The 22,684-nt window shown below is 66.6% G+C and carries 15 protein-coding genes; 4 read left to right on the forward strand and 11 right to left on the reverse strand.

What is annotated here, in order from left to right:
- Positions 1–87: 87 nt before the first annotated feature.
- Complete coding sequence (locus M5E06_RS06900) at positions 88–1,359, forward strand: lytic murein transglycosylase (RefSeq protein WP_252137626.1); 1,272 nt, start codon at positions 88–90, stop codon at positions 1,357–1,359.
- Positions 1,360–1,521: 162 nt separating this feature from the next.
- On the opposite strand, the gene M5E06_RS06905 is transcribed toward M5E06_RS06900, so the two are convergent.
- The 3 genes from M5E06_RS06905 to M5E06_RS06915 form a co-directional block, all read right to left on the reverse strand.
- Positions 1,522–1,707: a hypothetical protein gene (locus tag M5E06_RS06905; protein ID WP_252137627.1), complete on the reverse strand. Its 186-nt coding sequence runs from the start codon at positions 1,705–1,707 to the stop codon at positions 1,522–1,524.
- 11 nt (positions 1,708–1,718) lie between these two features.
- Positions 1,719–3,335, reverse strand: a complete 1,617-nt coding sequence (locus tag M5E06_RS06910) for a patatin-like phospholipase family protein (RefSeq protein ID WP_252137628.1) — start codon at positions 3,333–3,335, stop codon at positions 1,719–1,721.
- Between the two features lie 402 nt (positions 3,336–3,737).
- Positions 3,738–4,388, reverse strand: a complete 651-nt coding sequence (locus M5E06_RS06915; protein WP_252137629.1) for a hypothetical protein — start codon at positions 4,386–4,388, stop codon at positions 3,738–3,740.
- 282 nt (positions 4,389–4,670) lie between these two features.
- On the opposite strand from M5E06_RS06915, the gene M5E06_RS06920 reads away from it, so the two are divergent.
- Positions 4,671–5,723: a response regulator gene (locus M5E06_RS06920; RefSeq protein ID WP_252137630.1), complete on the forward strand. Its 1,053-nt coding sequence runs from the start codon at positions 4,671–4,673 to the stop codon at positions 5,721–5,723.
- Positions 5,724–5,981: 258 nt separating this feature from the next.
- Positions 5,982–9,485 carry an indolepyruvate ferredoxin oxidoreductase family protein gene (locus M5E06_RS06925; protein WP_252137631.1) on the forward strand — a complete coding sequence of 1,168 codons (3,504 nt, stop codon included), beginning with the start codon at positions 5,982–5,984 and terminating at the stop codon, positions 9,483–9,485.
- A gap of 99 nt (positions 9,486–9,584) precedes the next feature.
- Here the strand turns inward: M5E06_RS06925 and M5E06_RS06930 are convergent, their stop codons facing one another.
- The 3 genes from M5E06_RS06930 to M5E06_RS06940 all read right to left on the reverse strand — a co-directional run bounded on the left by M5E06_RS06930 (position 9,585) and on the right by M5E06_RS06940 (position 14,088).
- Complete coding sequence (locus tag M5E06_RS06930) at positions 9,585–11,642, reverse strand: ELWxxDGT repeat protein (RefSeq protein ID WP_353654314.1); 2,058 nt, start codon at positions 11,640–11,642, stop codon at positions 9,585–9,587.
- A gap of 215 nt (positions 11,643–11,857) precedes the next feature.
- Complete coding sequence (locus tag M5E06_RS06935; protein WP_085089665.1) at positions 11,858–12,070, reverse strand: hypothetical protein; 213 nt, start codon at positions 12,068–12,070, stop codon at positions 11,858–11,860.
- A gap of 155 nt (positions 12,071–12,225) precedes the next feature.
- Positions 12,226–14,088, reverse strand: a complete 1,863-nt coding sequence (locus M5E06_RS06940) for a PAS-domain containing protein (protein WP_252137633.1) — start codon at positions 14,086–14,088, stop codon at positions 12,226–12,228.
- Between the two features lie 391 nt (positions 14,089–14,479).
- Here M5E06_RS06940 and M5E06_RS06945 point away from each other — a divergent pair, with 391 nt between their 5' ends.
- The gene (locus M5E06_RS06945; protein ID WP_252137634.1) at positions 14,480–14,944 is read left to right on the forward strand and encodes a hypothetical protein; all 465 of its coding nucleotides are present in this window, start codon (positions 14,480–14,482) and stop codon (positions 14,942–14,944) included.
- 172 nt (positions 14,945–15,116) lie between these two features.
- On the opposite strand, the gene M5E06_RS06950 is transcribed toward M5E06_RS06945, so the two are convergent.
- The 5 genes from M5E06_RS06950 to M5E06_RS06975 all read right to left on the reverse strand — a co-directional run bounded on the left by M5E06_RS06950 (position 15,117) and on the right by M5E06_RS06975 (position 22,612).
- A complete protein-coding gene (locus M5E06_RS06950) occupies positions 15,117–18,236 on the reverse strand; it encodes an efflux RND transporter permease subunit (protein WP_252137635.1) in 3,120 nt (1,039 codons plus the stop codon).
- Positions 18,233–19,498: an efflux RND transporter periplasmic adaptor subunit gene (locus tag M5E06_RS06955; protein WP_252137636.1), complete on the reverse strand. Its 1,266-nt coding sequence runs from the start codon at positions 19,496–19,498 to the stop codon at positions 18,233–18,235. The genes M5E06_RS06950 and M5E06_RS06955 overlap by 4 nt, the downstream gene beginning before the upstream one ends.
- A 41-nt stretch (positions 19,499–19,539) precedes the next feature.
- The gene (locus M5E06_RS06960) at positions 19,540–20,148 is read right to left on the reverse strand and encodes a TetR/AcrR family transcriptional regulator (RefSeq protein ID WP_109073069.1); all 609 of its coding nucleotides are present in this window, start codon (positions 20,146–20,148) and stop codon (positions 19,540–19,542) included.
- A 243-nt stretch (positions 20,149–20,391) separates the two neighbouring features.
- Positions 20,392–21,942 (reverse strand): BON domain-containing protein, encoded by a 1,551-nt coding sequence (locus tag M5E06_RS35480; RefSeq protein WP_286208630.1) that lies wholly within the window; start codon positions 21,940–21,942, stop codon positions 20,392–20,394.
- Between the two features lie 268 nt (positions 21,943–22,210).
- Positions 22,211–22,612: a response regulator gene (locus M5E06_RS06975; RefSeq protein WP_252137637.1), complete on the reverse strand. Its 402-nt coding sequence runs from the start codon at positions 22,610–22,612 to the stop codon at positions 22,211–22,213.
- Positions 22,613–22,684: the final 72 nt, after the last annotated feature.

A 22,684-nucleotide genomic window follows, 5' to 3' on the forward strand; every position in this document is an offset into this window, starting at 1 on the left:
CCCGGAAGCATCCATTTGTCGGTTGAGCCTTGCGGCCGGGAGCCTTAGGGTCACGCCCCGGTTCCCCCTCCGATCACGGTCGAGCGCATGCGAGTCCCGTTCCGTCATCCCGCCCGCCTCCTTCTCGCCACCCTGCTGATGGCCGGCTGCCAGAGCACCGGCGCCACCGCCCCGGTTGTCTCCGGCACCCCGACGGCTGCCGCCATTCCAGCCCCGGCGGCGGCAGCGCAGCAGTCCGTCTCCTTCGCCGAATGGCTGGCGGCGTTGCGTACCGAGGCGCTGAGCCAGGGCATCCGCCCGCAGACCTTCGACCGCGCCTTCCAGCGGGTGAAGCTGTCCGACCGTGTGGTGGAGCTGGACTCGGCCCAGCCCGAGTTCACCCGGCAAGTGTGGCAGTATTTGGACAGCGCCGTGAATGAAAAGCGCGTCCAGGACGGCCGGCAGAAGCTGCAGGAGCATGCGGCGTTGCTTTCCCGCATCACCCGCCGCACCGGCGTACCGGGAGAGGTCCTGGTCGCCTTCTGGGGGGTGGAATCCGATTTCGGCAAGTCCACCGGCAACTTCTCGGTCATTGACGCGCTGACGACGCTGGCCTTCGAGGGCCGCCGCGCCGCCTATTTCCGCTCGGAACTGCTGGCCGCCCTGCGCATCCTCGAGTCCGGCGACATCCCGCCGGAACGGATGAGCGGCTCCTGGGCCGGGGCCATGGGCCAGACCCAGTTCATGCCGACCGTCTTCCTGCGCAACGCGGTGGACGAGGACGGCGACGGACATCGCGACATCTGGGGCAGCATGCCCGACGTCCTGGCCTCCACCGCCAAGTTCGTGCTCGCCAACGGTTGGCGTCCCGGCGAACCGTGGGGGCAGGAGGTGCGGCTGCCCGACGGCTTCGCCTACGATCAGGCCGAACTGAGCATCACCAAGCCGCTGTCGGAATGGCGCCGGCTGGGCGTGCGTCCGCTGGACGGCAGCGAGCTTGACGGCGACGGGTCCGCGGCGATCCTGGTGCTGGCCGGGCATCGCGGGCCGGCCTTCCTGGTGCGCGACAATTTCCGCGCGATCATGCGCTACAACCCGTCGACCAGCTATTCGCTGGCCGTCGCCCTGCTGGCCGACCGCATGACCGGCAAGCCCGGTGTCCGCGGCAGCTGGCCGCGCGAAGAACAGGCGCTGAGCCGCGACGAGCGCATCGACCTGCAGCAGCGTCTGGCGGCGCTGGGCATGGAGCCAGGCGCAGCGGACGGGATCGTCGGGGCGAACACGCGCAACGCGGTGCGGCGGTTCCAGGCGTCCATCGGGGAAATTCCGGACGGGTTCGCCACCAAGGGGCTGCTGGAGCGGTTGCGGCAGCGGTCATGAGAAAGGGGCGTCGTGAGAAAGGGGCTGAGGTGGCGCCGACAGCCCCCAGCCTACGCTCCGCCGCCTTCAGGCGAATCCCCGGTCTGTCTACCACGTCAGCACGGTGCGAAGCACCATGCTGACGCTGGGCGAGGCGGGGCGAGCGAGCTACATCACCAATTATCAGCTACCGGAGGAGTTCTTCGTCTCGGTAATCATTGCAGTAACCGCTGTGTCCGCACGCGGCTTTACGAACTCGCTGTAGCTGCGAAAATACTGATACTTAGGCTCGTAGGTTTCCTTCACCACAAAGTCGCCATCGCCGACTTTGACGGTCTGACTGTGCAACGTTTTGAACCCGCTCATCATTGCCTTCTCTCCTAAGCCAGCAGCTTGGCGATCACGTCGCACCAGACCCTCACGAGGGCGATAAGCTCTCGGTCTACGTCACCATTATCGTCCATCCATCGACATTTTTCCAGCGTGCTCCGCGTGTCAATAGTGAGTGTGCCCACAACCGAAGAGTTATCTCCTGCAGAACGAACTCCCCGCACATACCTGTGGATCGGCACGCAGAGTGCCGTTTGCGGTGCGTTTTCCACCCCCTTTGGAATTGCTGCCGCCTCTGCCTCGGTCAGACCGAACGACTCAGGTTTGCGCCGCACCTCCTGAGGCAGAAAGACACGAGATTGGTTCTGTTCACGCACGAACCCCGAAGGCCCTTTGCTCAATGGGATTTTCCATGAAATATCAGAGTCCGCTCCGGAAACGTCCCGCATGTTCCAGTTGTACACAACCATCTGCTGCTCTTGGTCTGCCGGAAGCATGACATATGCCCGAACGTGCCGGCATGCCTCCCCTCCCAGGCCCTTGGTGAAACGCTCGACTTCGTCGATGGTCGCTTTGAGAACCGCCTCGACCAAAAGAGGTTCCACAAGCGCCGCTTGGATGGAAGCAGCGTCGGTGGTGGCTTCGCGGGCTTGCTCGAAGTGCTTGCGCAGGCGTTTCGCGGCATGGTGATTGCCCGAAAAGAAGAGCTGCTCTTTTTCGGCCTTACTCAGATCGAATTTCAGCGTGTCAATGCCGGCGGGAACCGGTATCGGCACATGGATGATGTCGGACGTTGAAGCGCGCAGCAGAGAATCACCGGCGCTCAGCGCCGTGGCGATCAAATCTCCAAGAAAGTCCCCGAAGCGATAAGGACCCTCATGCTCCCTGGGTTGCTCGATCAAATCGAACGCAATCATAGGTCGAAGATCTCTGCGACGCTCCTCATCGAAAAGGAAAACCGGCAGGTTGCTGGAAAGTCCGCCGTCAACCAACCGATTGTCGCCGTCTGTGACCGGCTTGAACACGAAGGGGTAGCAAGTCGACGCACCGATGGCCTTCGCTACCGACTGGCCATAGTGGGTTTCGATGGCTGAAAACACCGCGGCCTTGCGACTGCGCAGGTCCGAAGCCACAACCTTCAAGGGCTTGGCGCCACAATCCCGCAAATGTTGGAAAGTGATATCGCTTTCCATCTTGAGATCGGCGTAGCGTCCGCCACGACGCACCACGAAATCCTTGACCAAGGTGCGGAGATACTGACCATCGCAAAGACCGAGATCGTCCAATATTTTCCGGGCCGGCTCAAATTTTGGATTTTTCCTCCACAAATCCCAACCGATACCAAAAAGACCAATTCCTGGATCTCGAAAGTGCCCCATCAGCTCTTCACGTAAATCTTTCCCCTTGGTAAGAAGATCCCATCCAGAATCACCTAGAATTCTCTGGTAATCAACCTCCTCGATCATAATATGCTTGATTTCAGCGGGTGAATATCCAACCGCAGCAAGCAAAGCCACGAGACTTCCAGCTGATGTGCCACCGTATCCAACGAAATTGATTCGGCATTCCTCAGCCTCGACAAGGCAGCCGGCGAACGCTGCCCCTTTTACGCCGCCGCCGGCGAAGACCGCGTACGCATCCAGTGTCGGGCCGAGATTACCTGCCATTGTTTGATCCCCACCGCTTTCATGAAGTCCACGGCCACAACACTGCGCCGGAAGATTTTCCCAATAGCACAGGCAAATTTACGCGTAAACCGCTGAGGCATTTTCTCTATCTGGTAATAGGAAAACGCCGCACCGCAACGGAAGGGGGAGAAGCGGGCGAGAGGGTTAACAATGATGTAGCGAACGCAGCCTCGTCATCCGCGCATCCGGATCCGGCCCGACGATCCGAGACCACGCTGGTATCGGCCAATGCAGGCGAGCCTCACGCATGGCCATGAGGCTGGTTGCCGGCTTTTCGTGCCACAGGCAGTCAAACAGCGCATTTGTTGCCACGACGGAACCAGTCGGTACGCTCGGGTTCGTAGCCGTAAGCTCCATGCCGATCTAGAGCGGGGGCGTCCGCTATGAGTATCTGCTCTCCTCACCCACCATTCCGCCGCGCAGCAGCCCCCAGGCGCCCGCCAGCAGAACCGCCGCCACCCCGGCGCCAGCCAGCGCATCCGGCGCGCCGTCGAGCAGAAGCCAGCTCGCCGCCAGACCAACCAGCCCGGCGGCAAGCGGCAGCACGTCCCTGCGCGAGCAGAGCCAGATCGCCCGCAGGGTCAGCGTGCCGCGCCGGTTGGCGAACAGCAGGGTCGCGGTCGCCACCGTCACGCCGATGGCCAGCAGCAGGGCAAGGCTGGCGAGCGGCACGTCGGGAATGGTCATGCCGGCGATGCTGCGCCCGGCAGTCACCACCAGAGCCACGGCGGCAACCGCCAGCGCCACACCTTGCAGCATCGACAGCCGGGCGCACAGGTCGGGCCGCCGCCCCGTGCCGACCAGGGTCACCGCATGGCTGGCGGCGTGGTTCAGCACCAGCAGCGCCGCCGCCCACAGCGACACCGCCTGCGTCGCGTTGGCAGCGGTGAGCAGCAAGGCGCCGAGCAGCCCGTTCACCACCATCGCCATCCGCATCGTGTGCTTCAGATCGTCCGGTCCGCTGGACGGACGGGAAGACCCACCGCCGCAGGAACCGCCGCCACAGGATCCGCCACCGCATCCGCCGTCCATCACATCGCCCTTTCCCATAGGAGAATGGTGGGAATCATAGGAGTGCGAGGGCGGCGCGTCCACCACCATCAGGGTCTTCTGATATGCGCCGCGTCCATGGCTGCGCATCGAAAGGGGTGGTGTCGCAGGCCGGTTACCCTTTCGAACGGCGGAGGGGATAACCCGGCCCACCCAACGGTGCATCGGGCGTCTCATTGGTCGCTTACCCGTCCCCTTCCCATGAAAAGGAGCGGGGCGAGGCGGATATGGGGACTGTCACAGCCGCATCATCGGAACCACTCCATGACGAAGCGACCCGCCTCCCCCGTCAAGATCCTGATTGTCGACGACAATCCGCTGCTGCAGCGGGCGTTGAAGGACATGCTGGGGCTTTGGGGTGTCGGCCAGATCACCGCGGTCGCCAACGGGCAGGAGGCCAAGGACGCGCTGCGGCGCGAGGTGTTCGACCTGATGGTGACCGACTGGGTGATGGAACCGGTGGGCGGCGCGCAGCTGATCCAGTGGATTCGCCAATCGCCGGGCAGCCTGCGGCCCAACATGCCGATCATCGTGCTGACCGCCAACGCCGATCTCGCCACCGTGCGCAGCGCCTGGGATGCCGGCGCCGACAGCGTGCTGGCTAAGCCGGTGCCGGCCGCCACGCTGGCCCGGCGCATCGACGCGGTGCTGAACCGTCGCGACGGCACGCCGCGTACGGCCACCGGGGGGGCCAGCGATGGAACCGCGACCCGCAGCGAAAGCCGCCCGGACTCCGCACGCCCGGCCGACCAGGGCGGCATCTCCCCCGCCGGCCTGCCCTCCCCCCGGCCGACGGCGCCGCGCCCGGTCATCAGCGGCGCAGCACAATTGCCGCCTCCCATGCCGCCGTCAGCCGTCCCTGCGTCGGTGACGCCGCCGGACCGCAGCGCCGCCACCATGCGCAGCGACGATCCGAAGCGGGTGCGGCTGCTGCTGGCGCTCGACAAGTTGGAGGCGGCCATCGACCGGCCGGACCCGATCGGCAGCCGGCTGCGCCATTCGCTGTCCGATCTGCAGATCGCCACCGCCGGCGATTCCGCCGCGTCCTCCATCGTCGCGTCGCTGTCCACCTGCGTCACCTGGGTGGAGCCGGATGTCGAGGGCTATATCGACGCCCTGCAGGCCCATGCCGCAGCCTTGCGCTGGCTGGTGGGGTCGGACGGCAGCACCCAGTCGATGGCGGTGGCGCTGTGCCTGATCCGCACGCTGCGCGCCAGCGTCCGCACCTTGGCCGCGCGCGACCACTCCGACTTCGGCAACTGGCCCGAGGGCGGCAGCCCGACCCCTCCGGGCAAATCCCCCCTCACCGGCCGCTGAGTCCATCCCCATATCGCTTGGACAGGCTCCGGGCGAGAAGGAAGCGGAGCGGGAATTTCCGCAAGGCAGGGCATTCCATACGCTCCGTTACGGAAGACCGCCGGTTGCCGGCCGATCCTTGCTTTTTGCGATCCGGCCGGCCGCAGGCGTTGCGATATAAGACAGCCTTCATTACCTTTTTGCCCAGCGAACAAATCGGCGTCCCAGCACTCCGCACCGGAGTTTGCCAGGCTGCCGACCGATGGGAGGAAATGAAGAATGGCGCTCGCAACTGTCTCGCTCGAAGACAAGTACGCGCTCGAAGAGGGGCGCGTGTATCTCACCGGCACCCAGGCGCTGGTGCGCCTGCCGATGATGCAGCGCCAGCGCGACCTCGCCGCCGGGCTGAACACCGGCTGCTTCATTTCCGGCTATCGCGGGTCGCCGCTGGGCGGCTTCGACCAGAATCTGTGGAACGCCCGCAAGTTCCTGGAAAAGAACCACATCCAGTTCCAACCCGGCGTGAACGAGGAGCTGGGCGCCACCGCCGTCTGGGGCAGCCAGCAGGTCGGCATGTTCAAGGGCGCCAAGTATGATGGCGTCTTCGCCATGTGGTACGGCAAGGGCCCCGGCGTCGACCGCTCCGGCGACGTGTTCAAGCATGCCAACGCGGCCGGCACCTCGAAGAACGGCGGCGTGCTGGTGCTGACCGGCGACGACCACAACTGCAAATCCTCCACCTTCCCGCACCAGTCCGAACACGCCTATATGCACGCCATGATCCCGGTGCTGAACCCGTCGGGGGTGCAGGAGATCCTGGATTACGGCCTGATCGGCTGGCAGATGAGCCGCTATTCCGGCTGCTGGATCGCGATGAAGACGATCGCGGAGACGGTGGATACCTCGGCGTCGGTCTACATCGACCCGCACCGCGTGTCCCCCGTCATCCCCACCGACTTCGCGCTTCCGCCGGGCGGGCTGAACATCCGCTGGCCCGACCCGCCGCTGGAGCAGGAACACCGGCTGATGAAGCACAAGCTGTACGCCGCCCTGGCGTTCGCGCGTGCCAACAAGCTGGACCGGGTGGTGATGGAAAGCCCGCGTCCGCGCTTCGGCATTGTCACCACCGGCAAGAGCTATCTCGATGTCCGCCAAGCCTTCGACGAGCTGGGCATCACCGAGGAGATGGCGGCCGATTGGGGCATCACCGTCTACAAGGTCGGCATGCCCTGGCCGCTGGAGCGTGATGGCGTCCGCCACTTCGCCGAGGGTTTGGAAGAGATCGTCGTGGTCGAGGAGAAGCGCGCGGTCATCGAGAACCAGCTGAAGGAACAGCTCTACAACTGGAACCCCGACGTCCGCCCGAAGGTGGTCGGCAAGTTCGACGAACAGGGCGAGTGGATCCTGCCCAGCGCCGGCGAGCTGACTCCGGCCCAGATCGCCGTGGTGATCGGCCGCCGCCTGCAGCGCTTCATCGACAACGAGAATCTCGTCCGCCGCATCGCCTTCCTCGACGCGCAGGAGAAGCAGAAGGCCCATGTCGCCCGCGTGGTGCGCAAGCCGACGTTCTGCTCCGGCTGCCCGCACAACACCTCCACCGTCGTGCCGGAGGGCAGCCGCGCGCTGGGCGGCATCGGCTGCCATTACATGGCGACGTGGCTCGACCGCTCGACCGACACCTTCACCCAGATGGGCGGCGAAGGCGTGCCGTGGGTCGGTCAAGCCGCTTTCACCGAGGAAAAGCACATCTTCGCCAACCTCGGCGACGGCACCTATTTCCACTCCGGCATCCTGGCGATCCGTCAGGCCATCGCCGCCAAGGTGAACATCACCTACAAGATCCTGTTCAACGACGCGGTCGCCATGACCGGCGGCCAGCCCTTCGACGGCACGCTGACCGTGCAGTCGATCGCCAACGTCCTGCGGGCAGAAGGCGTCCAGCGCATCACAGTTGTCTCCGACGAGCCGGAGAAGTACGGCATCAACAGCGGCCTGCCGCAGTACGCCAATGTCGAGCACCGCGACGACCTCGACCGTGTGCAGAAGGAGATGCGCGAGGTCCCCGGTGTCAGCGTCCTGATCTATGACCAGACCTGCGCCACCGAGAAGCGCCGCCGCCGCAAGCGCGGCAAGATGGTCGACCCGGCCAAGCGCGTCGTCATCAACGAACTGGTCTGCGAAGGCTGCGGCGACTGCTCCGCCAAGTCGTCCTGCGTGTCGGTGATCCCGCAGGAGACCGAGTTCGGCCGCAAACGCCAGATCGACCAGTCCAGTTGCAACAAGGACTATTCCTGCACCAAGGGCTTCTGCCCCAGCTTCGTGACGGTGGAAGGCGGGTCTTTGCGCAAGCCGAAGCCGGCTGCCGCGAAGTCGGCCGACGCCACCGCCCTGCCCGCCCCCGCCATCCCGGCCTTCGACAAGACCTGGAGCCTGTATGTCACCGGCGTCGGCGGCACCGGCGTCGTCACCATCGGCGCGCTGCTGGGCATGGCCGCCCATATCGAGGGCAAGGGCGTCGGCGTGCTCGACATGACCGGGCTGGCGCAGAAGGGCGGCGCGGTGACCAGCCACATCCGCATCGCCAACACGCCGGAGGACATCCACTCCGTCCGCATCGCCGCCGGCGGGGCCGACGCGGTGCTGGGCTGCGACCTGATCGTCGCGGCGGCCGGCGACGGCCTGTCGAAGATGACCGCCGGCCGCACCCGCGCCGTCATCAACACCCATGACAGCATCACCGCCGACTTCATCAAGAAGCCGGACATGGTGATCCCGGTGCGCGATCTGGTCGGCGACATCCGCAAGGCCTGCGGCGGCGACGCCAATGTCGATGCCTTCGACGCGACGAAGCTGGCCACCGCGCTGCTGGGCGACAGCATCTACGCCAACCCGTTCCTGATGGGCTATGCGTGGCAGAAGGGGCTGATCCCGCTGACCGAGGAATCGATCCTGAAGGCGATCGAACTGAACGGCGTGTCGGTGAAGCTGAACCTCGACGCCTTCCAGTGGGGCCGCCGCGCCGCCGTCGATCTGGCGTCGGTCGAGGCCGCCGCCAAGCCACAGGAGGTGGTGCAGGCCACGCAATCGCTGCTGCTCGACCAGCGCCGCCAGTCCGGCAGCCTGGAGGAGGTGATCGAGCGCCGCCACCGCTTCCTGGTCGATTACCAGGACGCCGCCTATGCCGCCCGCTTCCATGCGCTGGTCGACTGGACCCGCCGGACGGAGCAGCAGAAGGTCCCCGGCTCCACCGCGCTGACCGAGGCGGTCGTCCGCGCCCACTTCAAGCTGATGGCCTACAAGGACGAGTATGAGGTGGCCCGCCTCTACACCGACAGCGGCTTCGTCGAGAATGTGCAGCGCATGTTCGAAGGCGACTGGAAGCTGACCTTCCACATGGCCCCGCCGGTGATGGGCGAGACCGCCGAGGACGGCGGCGAGCCGAAGAAGAAGACCTTCGGCCCATGGATGCTGCACGCCCTGCGCCTGCTGGCCAAGGGCAAGCGCCTGCGCGGCACCCGGCTGGACCCGTTCGGCCGCACCGCCGAGCGCCGCCAGGAACGCCAGCTGATCGCCGATTACGAGGCGGTGGTGGGCGAGTTGCTGAACGGCCTGACCCGCGAGAAGCTGGCTCTGGCGGTGGAGATCGCGTCGCTGCCGATGGAGATGCGCGGCTACGGCCCGGTGAAGGCCCGCAACGTGGCTGCGGCGAAGGCGAAGGAAGCCAAGCTGCTGGCCGACTTCCGCGCTCCGGTCGCCGCCCCGCAGCCGCTGGCGGCGGAGTGAGGCGGTTCAGGTGGTTCAGTGAGGTGATTTGAAGCAAAGGCGCCCTCCCCGGTGATGCTGGGGAGGGCGCCTTCTTTTTCGGTACGGCTCAGGAGACTTCTACACCGCCACCACGGCCGACCCGCCCAGGGGCAGCCCGTAGGAGCCGGCGAGCCGGGTTACTTCGCCGCTGCCGGTGTCGAGGCGGAACATGGCGTCAGCCTGGGACTGGTCCTTGGCGCTGAAATAGAGGTCGCCGCCCACCGCACTGAGGTTGATGACGGAGGACCAGCTGTCGTTGCCACCAGCATCGACGACCTTGCGGGTATCCCAGCTGTGGCCGCCGCTCTGCCACAGGGTGGTGGTGGTGCCGTCATCCGCGGCGAAGTACATCGTATCGCCGATGGCCGTCAAATCATGGGGCCTGCTGCTGGCCGTCCCGGGGTTGAGGTCGCCGAGGAAGGTCCCGCTCGCGCCGCTGTCGTCGGTCGCCATCAGCTCGTAGCCGGAATGGCGGTCGTAATTGACGTAGTACAGCGTGTCGCCGGCGGCAGCGAAACCCTGGGGCGCGGCGTAGGTGTCGGGGAAATTCTGCCGGACCCGCCGGGTCCCTTCCACCGTGCCGTCGCTGGTCCAGAGATCGACGGTGTTGTTGAAGTAAAGCTGCGTGCCGACGGCGCCCATGTGGAGGTCGATGCCGAATTGCGGCAGATCGGTCAGGTCGTCGCGCAGCTTGGTCGTTCCCGCCTCGGTCCCGTCCGTCACCCACAACTGAGTGAAGCCGCCAGTGCCGTCCCAGGCGGTCAGGTACAGTCGATCCTCCGCCGCGGTCAGGTGCGACGGTTGGATGATCGCCATCACCGGCGGGTCCTGGTTCCCGGGCAGGAAGTCCTTGACCATCATCGTGCCGGCCGTCGTCCCGTCGGTCTTCCACAGGGCGGCATCATGCTCCGCATCGCGGGCGGAGAGATAGACGTCGTCGCCGACTTGGGTGAAGGAGACGGGGTTGGAGGATGCGGCGCCAGCGTCGATGTCCTTCAGCAGACGGGTTCCGGCCGCCGTACCGTCGCTCACCCAGAGTTCGGTGCCGTGCACGCCATCATTGGCCTGGAACAGCAGGCGGTCGCCGAAGGCGGTCAGCGCCAGCGGGTTGGATCCGCCACTGCCCGGCACGATGTCGGACACCATGCGGGTGCCGGCCGCCGTCCCGTCGCTGACCCACAGTTCACGGCCATGGACTCCGTCATCGGCGGTGAAGAAGGCCCGCCCGCCGGCGCTCACCGGCCCAATGATGCCAGAGTCGGCGGTGCCGGAGGCAATGTCGCGCAGCAGGGAAGCGTCGGTGCCGTCGCTTCCCCAAAGCTCACTGCCATGCTGCGCATCGGTGGCTACGAACACCGCGGTCGCGCGCGCCGGTCCGTCGTTGCCGAGCAGGACGTTGTCGGCGGTCAGCATGTTGCGGGTAACGCCCATCAGCTTGACGCTGTCGGTCGGCCCGAAGGTCAGCACCAGCCCGTCGGCATCCTGATGCGATCCGGCCAGCAGCTTCTCAAAGCGGCCAATGCCCTGCCGGCCGCGCAGGTCCAGCACGTCGCCGCCGCGTCCGGCCTGGAAATCACCAATGCAGTCCCAACCGTCGCCGGGATTGAGGACGAAGCGATCACGGCCAGCGCCGCCTTCCATATAGTCGTTGCCGCCATTGCCGGTGATGGTGTCGTCACCCGCACCGCCGAACAGCAGGTCGCGCGCGGCACCGCCCGCGATCTGCCGCCCGCCGGCGGCGGCAAACAGCACATTGTCAGCGGTCAGCATGCCGGCGGTCACGCCCATCAGCTTGACCGAATCAGTCGCGCTGAACTCGATGACGAGGCCGTCGCTGTCCTGGTGGGACGAGGCAAGGAGCTTGGAAAGGCCGCCGGTCACCTTCCAGTTGCCGAGGTCCAGCACGTCGCCGCCGCGTCCGGCCCGGAAATCACCGATGCAGTCCCAACCGTCGCCGGGACTGAGGACGAAGCGGTCACGGCCCGCTCCGCCCTCCATGTAGTCGTTTCCACCGTTGCCGGTGATTGTGTCGTCACCTGCACCGCCGAACAGCACGTCGCGGCCGCTTCCTCCCGTCAGATTCCGTCCGGACGTGGGGAAACGAATTTCTCTTGCAGATACCCCTCCCATGACCATGCCTTCCTTGTGGGTTGCTGAAGCATGGCCAATGTCCGACGATCACAGGACCGGAGGTAGTGCGCGTCTGGCAATCACCAATTGCACCGGCCGCCGCATCCGGCCGGGTTCCGCAACTCACAACCGCCCGACCCGCTACACCGACCGGGAAGAAATCTTCACGCGCTGAGTACCTCTCGCTTCCTTGGAGTTTGACCCCGTCCAGTCCGCGTGGATCAGGTCCGTTTGGAGCCGGCGGTCATCTTCCAAATGGCGACGAAGAACAGCGCGGTGCCGAGAAGGGCCGCATAGAGGATGATGCTCGGGTGGAAGATGAAGCCGATTGGCAGGATCAGCAGCATCAACGCCGCAGCCAGCAGTCCGAGCAGGAAGATGCCCGGATTGAAGTGCTCATAGATCGGGGCGTTCAGGTCGGTGTGGGTCGCCATGGCATGTGCTCCATTCCGGTGCCGCGATGCGCGGCTTTGGCTGAGAATATGAGAGCAGACTAATGAGATGGTGAGTGGGTGGCATTGCGAATTCGCAAGGGAATGGCCAACCCTCGTCGATTCCCTGGATCGATTCACCCTGAGCACGGTGGCACCTACCCCACCGGAAACCGCAGCACGAAGCGCGTGCCTTTCCCCTCGCCATCTTCCAGCGCGATGCTGCCGCGCATGGTACCGGTCATGATGTTGGCGCAGATGCTCAGGCCCAGGCCGCTGGCGCCCAGGCCGCGCTTGGTCGTGAAGAAGGGGTCGAAGATGCGGGAGCGGATGTCGGCGGGGATGCCCTTGCCGTCGTCGGCGTAATGCATCTCGATCCAGCCGGTCGGCTGCTCGCGGGCGGACAGCAGGATGCGGCCGGGCTCGCCCTCGTCAAAGGCGTGGACCAGGGCGTTGATGATCAGGTTCGACAGCACTTGCGCAAAGGAACCGGGATAGCCGTCGACGATCAGGCCGGCGGGAATGTCCAGTTCCACCGTCACGCGGGTGCGGCGCAGGCGGGGGCGCAGGCTCAGCAGCACTTCGTCGACATAGGCGGCGAGGTCGAAGGCACGGCGCTCGCCGCTGGCTTGGTCGGAGGCGACCTGCTTGAAACTCTGGATCAGGCCGGTGGCGCGCTCCACGTTCGACAGGATCATCCGCGTCGATTCCCAGGCGACTTCCAGGAAATCCCGGAAATCGCTGCGGCGGATGCGGTTTTCCTCGAACAAGGTGCGGATGCGGCCGACCTCCTCCGCCAGATGGGAGATGGCGGTCAGGGTGACGCCGATGGGGGTGTTCACCTCATGCGCAACGCCGGCGACCAGTTGGGCCAGCGACGACAGCTTCTCCGCCTGGATCAGGCTGGCCTGGGCGTCGCGAAGTTCGGCCTCCGCCCGCTTTCTCGCGGTGATGTCCAGGGCCACGGTGACGATGTGGGTGACCTCGCCGTCATCGTCGGTCAGCGGCATCTTGGTGGTCAGCCAGTCGCGCATCGCACCGTCGCCGTCGGGGGCGCGGTCCTCGTGAAAGGGAACGCCCTGGCCGCTGTCAACCACCAGCCGGTCGAGAGCGGTGGCACGGTCGGTGGAGGGGCCGGGCGGCGGAGCGGCGGCGGGGCCGTAGGTCTCGCGGTAGTAACGATTGGTCAGGCGCACCGTGCCGTCGCGGTCCTTCACGTCGATCAAGGCCGGGATGGCATCGATCACCCCCGTCAGGATCTCGCGGCTCTGGCGCAGCGCCTCGTCGGCGATCAGGCGGTCGGTGATGTCGGTGAAGGTCCGCACCTGCCCGCCGTCCGGCAGCGGCACCACCCGCACCTCGATGAACCGACCGTCGCCCTGGGGCCGGGCATAGATGAACTCCCGCTCCGGCCGACCGATGCGGTCCATCAGATAGACGGTCTTGGCGTCGAGGTCGTCGCCGAAATCGGGGGCGCCGGACGGCAGTCCAACGATGCCGTTGGCGATCTGGTGCCGCACCACGTCGGGCAGCGCCGGATTGGCGCGCATCACCTCCTCCGACACGCCCAGTATGTCCAGCGCATTGCTGTTCCAGGCGATGTAATGCAGGTCGCGGTCGAGCAGAACGATGCCCTGCCCCATATTCTCCAGGGTCAGGCGCAGCAGATGGCGCTGGGTGGCAAGCTCGTCCTCCGCGCGTCGCCGCTCGGTCACGTCGGAATAGGTGCGGAGGAATCCGCCGCCGGAGGTGGGGCGGGTCCGCACCTCCAGCACCCGGCCATTGGGGCGGCGGTGCTCGTACAGGGGCGGGTCGGCGCGGCGCGCACGATCCAGATTGTGGGAGGCGATGGCCTCGGGGTCGCCGGGACCGTATTCGCCGCGGTGGGCGAGATAATGGACGATGCGGGCGTAGTCGGCGCCGGGCATGTAGCCGCGCGGCACCTCGAACATCTCGTAAAGCCGGCCGTTGATCACGCGCACCGTCAGGTCGGCATCGACCAGCATCACGCCCTGGTCCATCTGCTCCAAAGCCAACACGGCGAGATCGTCGCCGGTTGCGGGTTCCGGCCCAGGTCCGTCACCCGGAAGAGGACGGGGCGCCAGATATTCAGGACTCTGGGGAAGGTCGGGAATCTGGGCCGGCAAGGTCTGGGTGCCATCCGTCGTTTCGCTGGTCCGCTATCGAACGGGCTACTGTAACAGCCCCATTCCCTCCTGCCGAGTTCTCCTCTGCGCCATGGAGTCGCAATACGGAGACATTTGTGGGGCATTTTAAGTATTTCGGAACCTTTCCCTCACTACCCTGTTTCGAATCGCAGGTGGTTTGTGCAAGATCGCCGGATGAGCGATACTGCTTGAGCGCTGCTGCGCTTCCCCCGTGTTCCACTGGCTGTTTTGAGGTAACCGCCCCTTGTCCGGACTGGCCGCCCTTCCCGCACCGACCGGCGCGTCGCCCAACGCGGGCCTCGCGAAGCTGCGTCAGATGCTGGCGAGCGACGCCGCGGCGGTGCAACCAATCCGCCGTATCCCAGGCGAAGAGGAACGCAAGCGCGGCAAGGACGGCACCGAGGCGACCGGCGACGCCCTGCAGGGCAGCGGGCGCGCCGATGCCGAATCGACGGCGACGCGGGCGAAATCATCGGCCGGCTCGGCCGGTGGCTTCACCATCGGCGGTGCGACGGAAGACTCCGGCCCGGTCAATGGCGGGCCTGTGCCGCTGAACGCCCTGCCGAACGCCGGCTATGTCGCGCAAAGCATCCATCAGGAAGCCATGGGCAGCGGCCTGACCATCGAACCCTGGTCGGAAGCCATCGACGCCTACCGCCGCGCCGATGCCGGGGTGAACACGCCGATGGTCACGCAGATCGCGGTGTAAGGTTCCGGACGGGTACCCCCGCCCTTCAACCTGTTGCCCCCTCCCTTCCCATGCTGCGCATAGGCCCCTTCCCTCCCCCGCCTTCGGCGGTAGAGGGAGTTGTTTGCAAAGCGGCGGCAGTCCCCTCTCCCACCGAAGGTGGGGGAGGGTTAGGGAGGGGGCATAACGCCCCTCAATCGTCGCCGCTGGCCGGCATCGGGCCGTGGGGCACGTCCGCCTTTCGGCTGCGGAACAGGTTGCCGACGAAGTGGCCGAAATCTTCCATGTAGAGGTAGAGCGACGGCGTGATGTAGAGCGTCAGCACCTGCGACACGCACAACCCGCCGACCACGGCGAGACCGAGCGGCTGGCGCAGTTCGGCGGCGGCGCCATGGGCGATGGCGATGGGCAGGGTGCCCATGATCGCCGCCATGGTGGTCATCATGATCGGGCGGAAGCGCAGCAGGCAGGCCTGCTCGATGGCGTCGCGCGCCGCCATGCCATTGCGCCGGGCCTCCACCGCGAAGTCGATCATCATGATCGCGTTCTTCTTCACGATGCCGATCAGCATCAGGATGCCGATGATGGCGATGACGCTGAGTTCGGTGTCGAACATAATCAGCGTCGCCAGCGCCCCGATGGCCGCCGAGGGCAGGCCGGACAGGATGGTCAGCGGGTGGATGAAGCTCTCGTACAGCACGCCCAGCACGATGTAGATCACCAGCACCGCCGCCGCCAGCAGCAGGGCCTGCCCCGACTGGGCGTCCTGGAATACCTGCGCGGTGCCGGCGAAGCCGGTGGTGATGGTGGCGGGCAGCCCCATCTCGCGCTCCGCCCCACGGATCAGGTCGACCGCCTGCCCCAGTGAGGCGCCGGGCGCCAGGTTGAAGGACAGGGTGACGGCGGGAAGCTGCCCCTGGTGGGCCACCGCCAGCGGGCCGGCCGTGCGCTCCACCCGCGCGAAGGCGTCGAGCGGCACCAGCTTGCCGCTGGTGGTGGACCGGACATAGATGCGTGACAGCGAACTGTCGTCGCCCTGGTATTTCGGCTCCAGTTCGATCAACACCTGATAGTCGTTGCTGGGGGTGTAGATGGTCGAGACCTGCCGCTGGCCGAAGGCGCTGTAGAGGGTCGAGCGCACCTGATCGACGCCGATGCCCAGCGTCGCCGCCTTCTCGCGGTCGATGTGGACGTAGGCCTGGGGGTTGTTGAGCTGAAGGTCGCTGGTGACGTCCTGCAGGATGGGGATACCGCGCAGCGCCTGCTCCAGGCGGCCGGACCATTGGTACAGTTCGTCCAGGTCCAGGCCCTGGATGGTGTACTGATAGAGGCTCTTGGACGCGCGGCCGCCGATGCGCAGGTTCTGCACCGGCTGCATGTAAACCGCCATGCCGGGGATGCCGGCGACCTGACGGCGAAGCTGCTGGATCACCTCGGTCGCCGACGGACGCTCGTCGCGCGGCTTCAAGGTGATGAACATGCGGCCCTGGTTGCCGGTGTTGCCGCCGGTCCCGACGGAGGAGATGACGTCGACCACCGCCGGGTTGGCCTTGACGATGGCGGCGACCTGCTGCTGCCGTTCCGCCATCGACGGGAAGGCGATGTCGGCCCGCGCCTCCGTCGTCACGAAGATCTGGCCGATGTCCTCGGTCGGGAAGAAGCCCTTGGGGATCGCCTGATAGAGCAGGACGGTGCCGATGATGGTGCCGATCATCACCAGCCCCATCAGCGGCCGGTGGCGCAGGGTCCAGCGCAGGGTCCGCCCATAGCCGTTCAGCAGGGCGGAGAAGCCCGCCTCCAGCGTGCGGCCGAACCACCCTTCCTTCTGGTCATGGGCGTGGGTGAGGAAGCGCGAGCACATCATCGGCGTCAGCGTCAGCGACACGAAGGCCGACGCGGCGATCGACATGGTGACGACCAGGGCGAATTCGTGGAACAGGCGCCCGACGACGCCGCCCATCAGCAGGATCGGGATGAAGACCGCCACCAGCGACAGGGTGATCGACAGGATGGTGAAGCCGATCTCGCGCGAGCCCTTGATCGCGGCCTCGAACGGCTTCATCCCCTCTTCGACATAGCGAACGATGTTCTCCATCATCACGATGGCGTCGTCCACCACGAGGCCGACCGCCAGGGTCAGCGCCATCAGCGAGATGTTGTCGACGGAAAATCCCAGCAGATGCATGCCGCCCGCCGTCGCGATCAGCGAGATCGGCACGGCCAGCGCCGGGATCAACGTCGCCGACAGCCGGCGCAGGAACAGGAAGATCACCAGAACGACCAGCACGATGGTCAGGCCGAGGGTGAACTGCACGTCCTCCACAGCCTGACGGATCGACTGCGAGCGATCGTTGACCACCTGGATGGCGGCGGCGGCCGGAAGCTGGGTCTGGAAGACCGGCACCAACTCGCGCACACGGTCCACCACGTCGACCGTGTTGGCGTCGGGCTGGCGCTGGACCGCCAGCATGATGCTGCGGGTGCCGTTCAGCCAGCTGGCGGTGCGGTCGTTCTCCACGCTGTCCAGCACCTTCGCCACGTCGCCCAGCCGCACGGGGGCGTTGTTGCGATAGGCGACGATCAGCTGGCGGAAGGCGTCGGCGTCGGGAAGCTGCGGGTTGGCGGCGATCACCAGCTGCTGCTGCTGGCCGGTCAGGGTGCCGACGGGGGTGTTGGCGTTGGCGGCGGCCAGCGCCTTCTGCAGTTCGTCGATACCGATGCCGCGCAAAGCCAGCGCGTTGGGGTTGACCTGAATCCGAACGGCGTATTTCTGCGAGCCGTAGATCTGCACCTGGGCCACGCCCGGCAGGGTCGCGACCTTTGGCTGGATCAGCGTCTCGGCGATGTCGTTCAGGCGTGCCAGCGGCAGGGTCGGCGAGTTCAGCGACAGGAACAGGATGGGCTGGTCGGCCGGGTTGACCTTGCGGTAGCTGGGCGGCGTCGTCATCTCCGCCGGCAGCCGGCGCTGGGTGCGGGCGAGGGCCGCCTGCACGTCGGCCGCCGCCGCGTCGATGTCGCGTTCCAGCACGAATTGGATGGTGATGCTGGTGTTGCCGAGCGTGCTGTTCGACGTGATGGTGTCGATGCCGGCGATGGTGGAGAACTCGCGCTCCAGCGGGCTGGCGATCGACGCCGCCATCGTCTCCGGCGAGGCACCGGGCAGGCTGGCGCTGACGCTGATGACCGGGAAATCCACCCGCGGCAGCGCCGCGGTGGGCAACTGGCGGTAGGCCGCCAGACCGCTCAGCACCAGCGCCGCCGTCAGGAGAATGGTCATCACCGGACGGCGGATGCAGAGTTCGGAGAGGTTCACGTCGCACCCCCGGTGGTCTGCGTCCGGGTGCCGGCGGTCTCCTCAACGGCGGAGCCCTGCCGCCGGCCGCCTTCCACCGTCTCGCCGGGCGGGGGGGCGGCCGGCTTGCCGGCCCGTTCGCTGATCTTGGCGCCGGGGAACAGGCGAGACTGGCCGTCGACCACCACCCGCTCCCCGGCCTGCAGGCCGGAGGCGACGACGCTGAGGCCGCCGTGGCTGCGCTCGACGGTGACCGGGCGAACCTCCACCGTCTCGTCGGGCTTGACGACATAGACGAAGCGGCCCTTCTGACCGGTCTGCACCGCCAGATCGGGGATGGTCAGCGCGTTCTGCTCGACCCGCAGGGTCAGGACGGTGTCGACGAACTGGCCCGGCCACAGCCGGGTATCGGCGTTCGGAAACTCGCCCTTCACCAGGATGGTGCCTGTCTGCTGGTCGACCTGGCTGTCGACGAAGGACAGCTTGCCCTGCGCCGTCTCGCCATGACTGCCGGCGATGCTGGCAGTCACGGCAAGCGAGCCGGCGGCCATCGCGGTGCGGATCGCCGGGAGGTGCTTTTCCGGAACGTTGAAGGCGACGTTGATCGGACGAAGCTGGGTCAGGGTGACCAGCGGATTGGAGTCGGCGGCGCGCACCATGGTGCCGACCTTGGCGGTGATGGTGCCGGTGCGGCCGTCCATCGGCGCGGTGATGCGGGTGAAGCTGAGCGACACCTTCGCCGCCTCGATCGCCGCGAGGTCGGCCTTCACCGTCCCCTCCAGCGCATCGGCGGTGGCGACGGCGGCGTCATAGGTGGTGCGGGAAATGGCGCTGGTGCGCACCAGCTCCCCATAGCGCTTCACGTCGCCCTTGGCCTTGTCCAGATTGGCGCGGTCGCGTTCCAGATTGGCCTGCGCCTGACGCAGCTGGGCGTCGAGCGAGCGGCTGTCGAGCGTGAACAGCGTGTCGCCGGCCTTCACCTCCTGCCCCTCGGTAAAGGCAACGGTTTCCACGACGCTGTCGACGCGGGCCTTGATGGCGATGGCGGCGATGGGCTGGACGCTGCCGATGGTGACGATCTGCTCCGGCACCGCCTGCACCGCCACCTTCTGGGTCACCACCGGCACGGTGCGGGCGGATGCCTGAGCCTGGGTCTTCGCCCCGTTCGCCGCCCCACCCGCCGTGGTCCCGCTGCCCGCCCCGCCAGTGTGGGAGGCATACCAATAGTACCCGCCGCCGCCGATCAGTGCGGCAACAAGCAGGACCAGGAAAAACCGTCTCATAGGCGAGGACTCCAGACGCCGGAGCCGGGGTCCGGCAGCGCTTATATGAAGGGGGGCAGGTTGGTGATGCCGGACATCAGAAGATCGATGACGGAGCGCTCCAGCGCCTCGCGCGGGCGGTCGCCCACCTGCATGATCCCGCCACGGACCATGCCGATGATCAGCAGAGGCACGATTTCCAGGTCGATCTTGCGGAATTCGCCCGACTGCATGCCCTCCGCCAGGACCTGCTGCAGGGCCGTCGCGCTGCGCTGGCTGCGGCGTCGCAGGATGCGGCGGCTGCGGTCGGCCAGATCGGACTGGTCGCCGCCCAACAGCTTCAACGTCTGCAACTGCTCGCTCAGCGTGCCGACCAGGGCGGAGACCATCGCCGACAGGCGGACGGAGGCGGGAACCTGCTGCGGCGCCAGTTCGGCGTTCAGCTTGTGCTCCAGCCCGCCCAGCGCCCGTTCGAGCGATTCCAGATACAGCTCTTCCTTGGAGGGGAAGTAGCGGTAGAGCGTGGCCTTGCCCACGCCAGCCCGCTTCGCCACCTCCTCCACCTGGACGGAGGCGTAATCGCGGCCGGCAAACAGCTCCGCCGCGGCGTTGAGGATCACCTCGCGCCGCCGAGCGCGCCAGTCAGGTATCTCTTCCGCATCAAGAGGCATGAATGGAACTCACGGGTTTCAAAACTGACGATAGTCGAGATCCTTAGAGTGTCAAGGAACCAGTCTCCAAGAAAAATGAATTCCGCGTCATCTGCGGAAAACCCTTGCCCGGCAAGGGAATGACGGCGTGACGACGGCAGGTGCAGTTCCCTCGCGAAAAAGGCGCGAAGCCCGACCCGCCCAGGCGGAGATGCCTGGGAGGCCGGGCTTCGCGCCCTTGTATAGGAAGGCGATGCCTTCCGGTCAGCTCCGGGTGGCGGGGGAACGGCCGGTGCCGGTGGAGCCGGTCACGCCGGTGGTCGAACCGGCCATCGACCCGGTGCCCGCCGAGGCTCCGGCCGGACCGCCACTGGTGCCGGCGCCGGTCCCCGTGCTGGTCGGCGAGGCCGAGCCGGTGTTGGCGCCGGTGCCCACGCCGAGCCCGCCGGCGGTGCCGGCCCTGGTGGTGTCGGAGCCCTGATGGCCGCCGGTGGTCCCGGACATCGACGTGGAGGTGGTGCCGCCGCCCGCGGTCGCCATGGCGGAGGCGCCGGCGCCGGTGGAACTGCCCCAGCCGGTGGCGCTCTGGTTTCCGGTTTGGCTGCGGACGCGCAGGTTGTTCTGCACGTGCGACACGCCGGACACCGATTCGGCCACATCCTCGGCCCGGCGCTTGGTGTGGCGGTCGGGCACCATGCCGGTCAGCGTCACCTCACCACCGCTGACCGTCACCTCGATGTCGGAGGCGTCGACATAGGCGTCGTCGGTCAGGCGGTCGCTGACATCCTCGCGCACGCGCTCGTCGGAACGGCTGTAGCCGCGAGGGCCACGGCCGCGATGCTGGGAAGCACGGCGTTCGTCCTCGCGGCGGCGCCGCTCGGCATCGTCGTCACCGAACCAGGAGGCGATTTCGTCGCCGGCCTGTTCCCAGAAGCCGCGATCACGGTTCCGGCCACGGTCGTCGCCCCGGCGCTCGTACCGGTCGTCGGCGTAGCCGCCGCCATAGTCGCTACGGCTTTGCCCGCCACGGAACATGCTGCCGCGGTCCTCGCCCCAGGAACGGTTGCGGTCGTCACGCTCGTAGCCGCCGCCTTGGCCGCCGCCATAGCTGGTGGAGGAACTGCCGCCGAAATCGCGCCGGCTCCAGTCGCCACGCTCCCAATCGCCACGGTCGCGGCCGGCTTCGTAGCCGCCGCCATAGCCGCTGCTCTGGGAACCATAGCCGCGTGAGCCGTAATCGCGGTCACGTTCGCCATACTCCCGGCCGCCATAGCCGAGCGAGCCGCGGCCACGCACGCCACGGTCGCCCTCGCCATAGGGGCGCACGCCGTAATCGCGGTCGCGGTAATCGGCGTTGCCGACGTCGCGGTTGGTGTAATTGCCCTCGGTCCCAGCATTGCCGGCGCCGGCATAGCCGCCATAACCGCTTGACCCGGACCGCCCGCCATAGCCGGCGCCGTAGCCGCCGCGGCTCATGTCACGTCCACCGCCGAAGCTGCGGTCATAGACCCGCTCCATCTCGCGGGAGGTATCGCCGCGGCGGTCGTCGCTGTCGGAATATGACTCGCGGCCGTAGCCGCCGGATTCGTTGCCGACGCGCCCGCCATAGCCGGCGTCGCGGTAGCTGTGGCCCTGGTCGTCCTGGTGGCGGTGGGCCTGCGTGCGATACATGCTTTCGTGACGGCGGTCGTCGTCCTGGCCATAGACGCCGGTGCGCTGCGGTCCCTCGCCCCAGTCGCGATGCCGGTTCGGCTCCCGGTCGTCGTCACGCCAGTCGCGGCCTTCGCCCCGCCACCGATTCTCGTACTGCGCCATCGTGGTCGGCTCCCTCTTTTCCGGATTCTTGGAGTGCGGGCGTCGCGCCACGAAAGGCGTGGGCGCGCCCGTCCTTCCCCGAACAACAGGAGCGGTCAAACGGCGTTCCGGATTTTCAGCGGCCGGCCCCCGGCGATCCCGAGAGTTCTGGCACGGCGCTTGCGTGGTGCAGAGCGGTTGGTTCCACGCATCACTTGCGGCTTCGGCGCTTCATGCACCGAAGCCGTTTTCTTTTGCGCCCCATTATTGGGCAGACGTGTCGATCTGCTTAATTTCTCAGCGGCTGGTCGAGCAGACGGGCAACCGCGGCCCCCAACTCTTCATTGAGGAAGGGCTTGTAGATGATCTCGTCCGCATTGAACATGCGCGTCATCTTCAGCAGATAGCCGGCCGGCATGTTGGGCGCACCGCCGGACATGGCCAGGATCTTCACGTCGGGCTGAGCACTGCGGGCAGCCTTGATGAGTTCGATCCCGTCGACCTCCGGCATCAGCACATCGGTGACGATCAGGTCGAAGCTGCGACGGTCGAGCGCGCGGATGGCCGCGCGTCCGTTCTCCGCCTCGGTCACCTCGAAACCGCGCCCTTCCAGATAGCCGGCGACGGATAGGCGGACGGCCGGAGAATCCTCCACGACCAGGATGTTGGGCCGAATGGCACTTCCCATCATACACCCGGTTCCTTTTGGGAACCGCCTTATCGAAAAGCCGGCAACGACCGGCGGAAGCCCGCCCCTTATCCC

This window comes from Azospirillum sp. A1-3 (genome assembly GCF_023806445.1).
Taxonomy (GTDB): domain Bacteria; phylum Pseudomonadota; class Alphaproteobacteria; order Azospirillales; family Azospirillaceae; genus Azospirillum.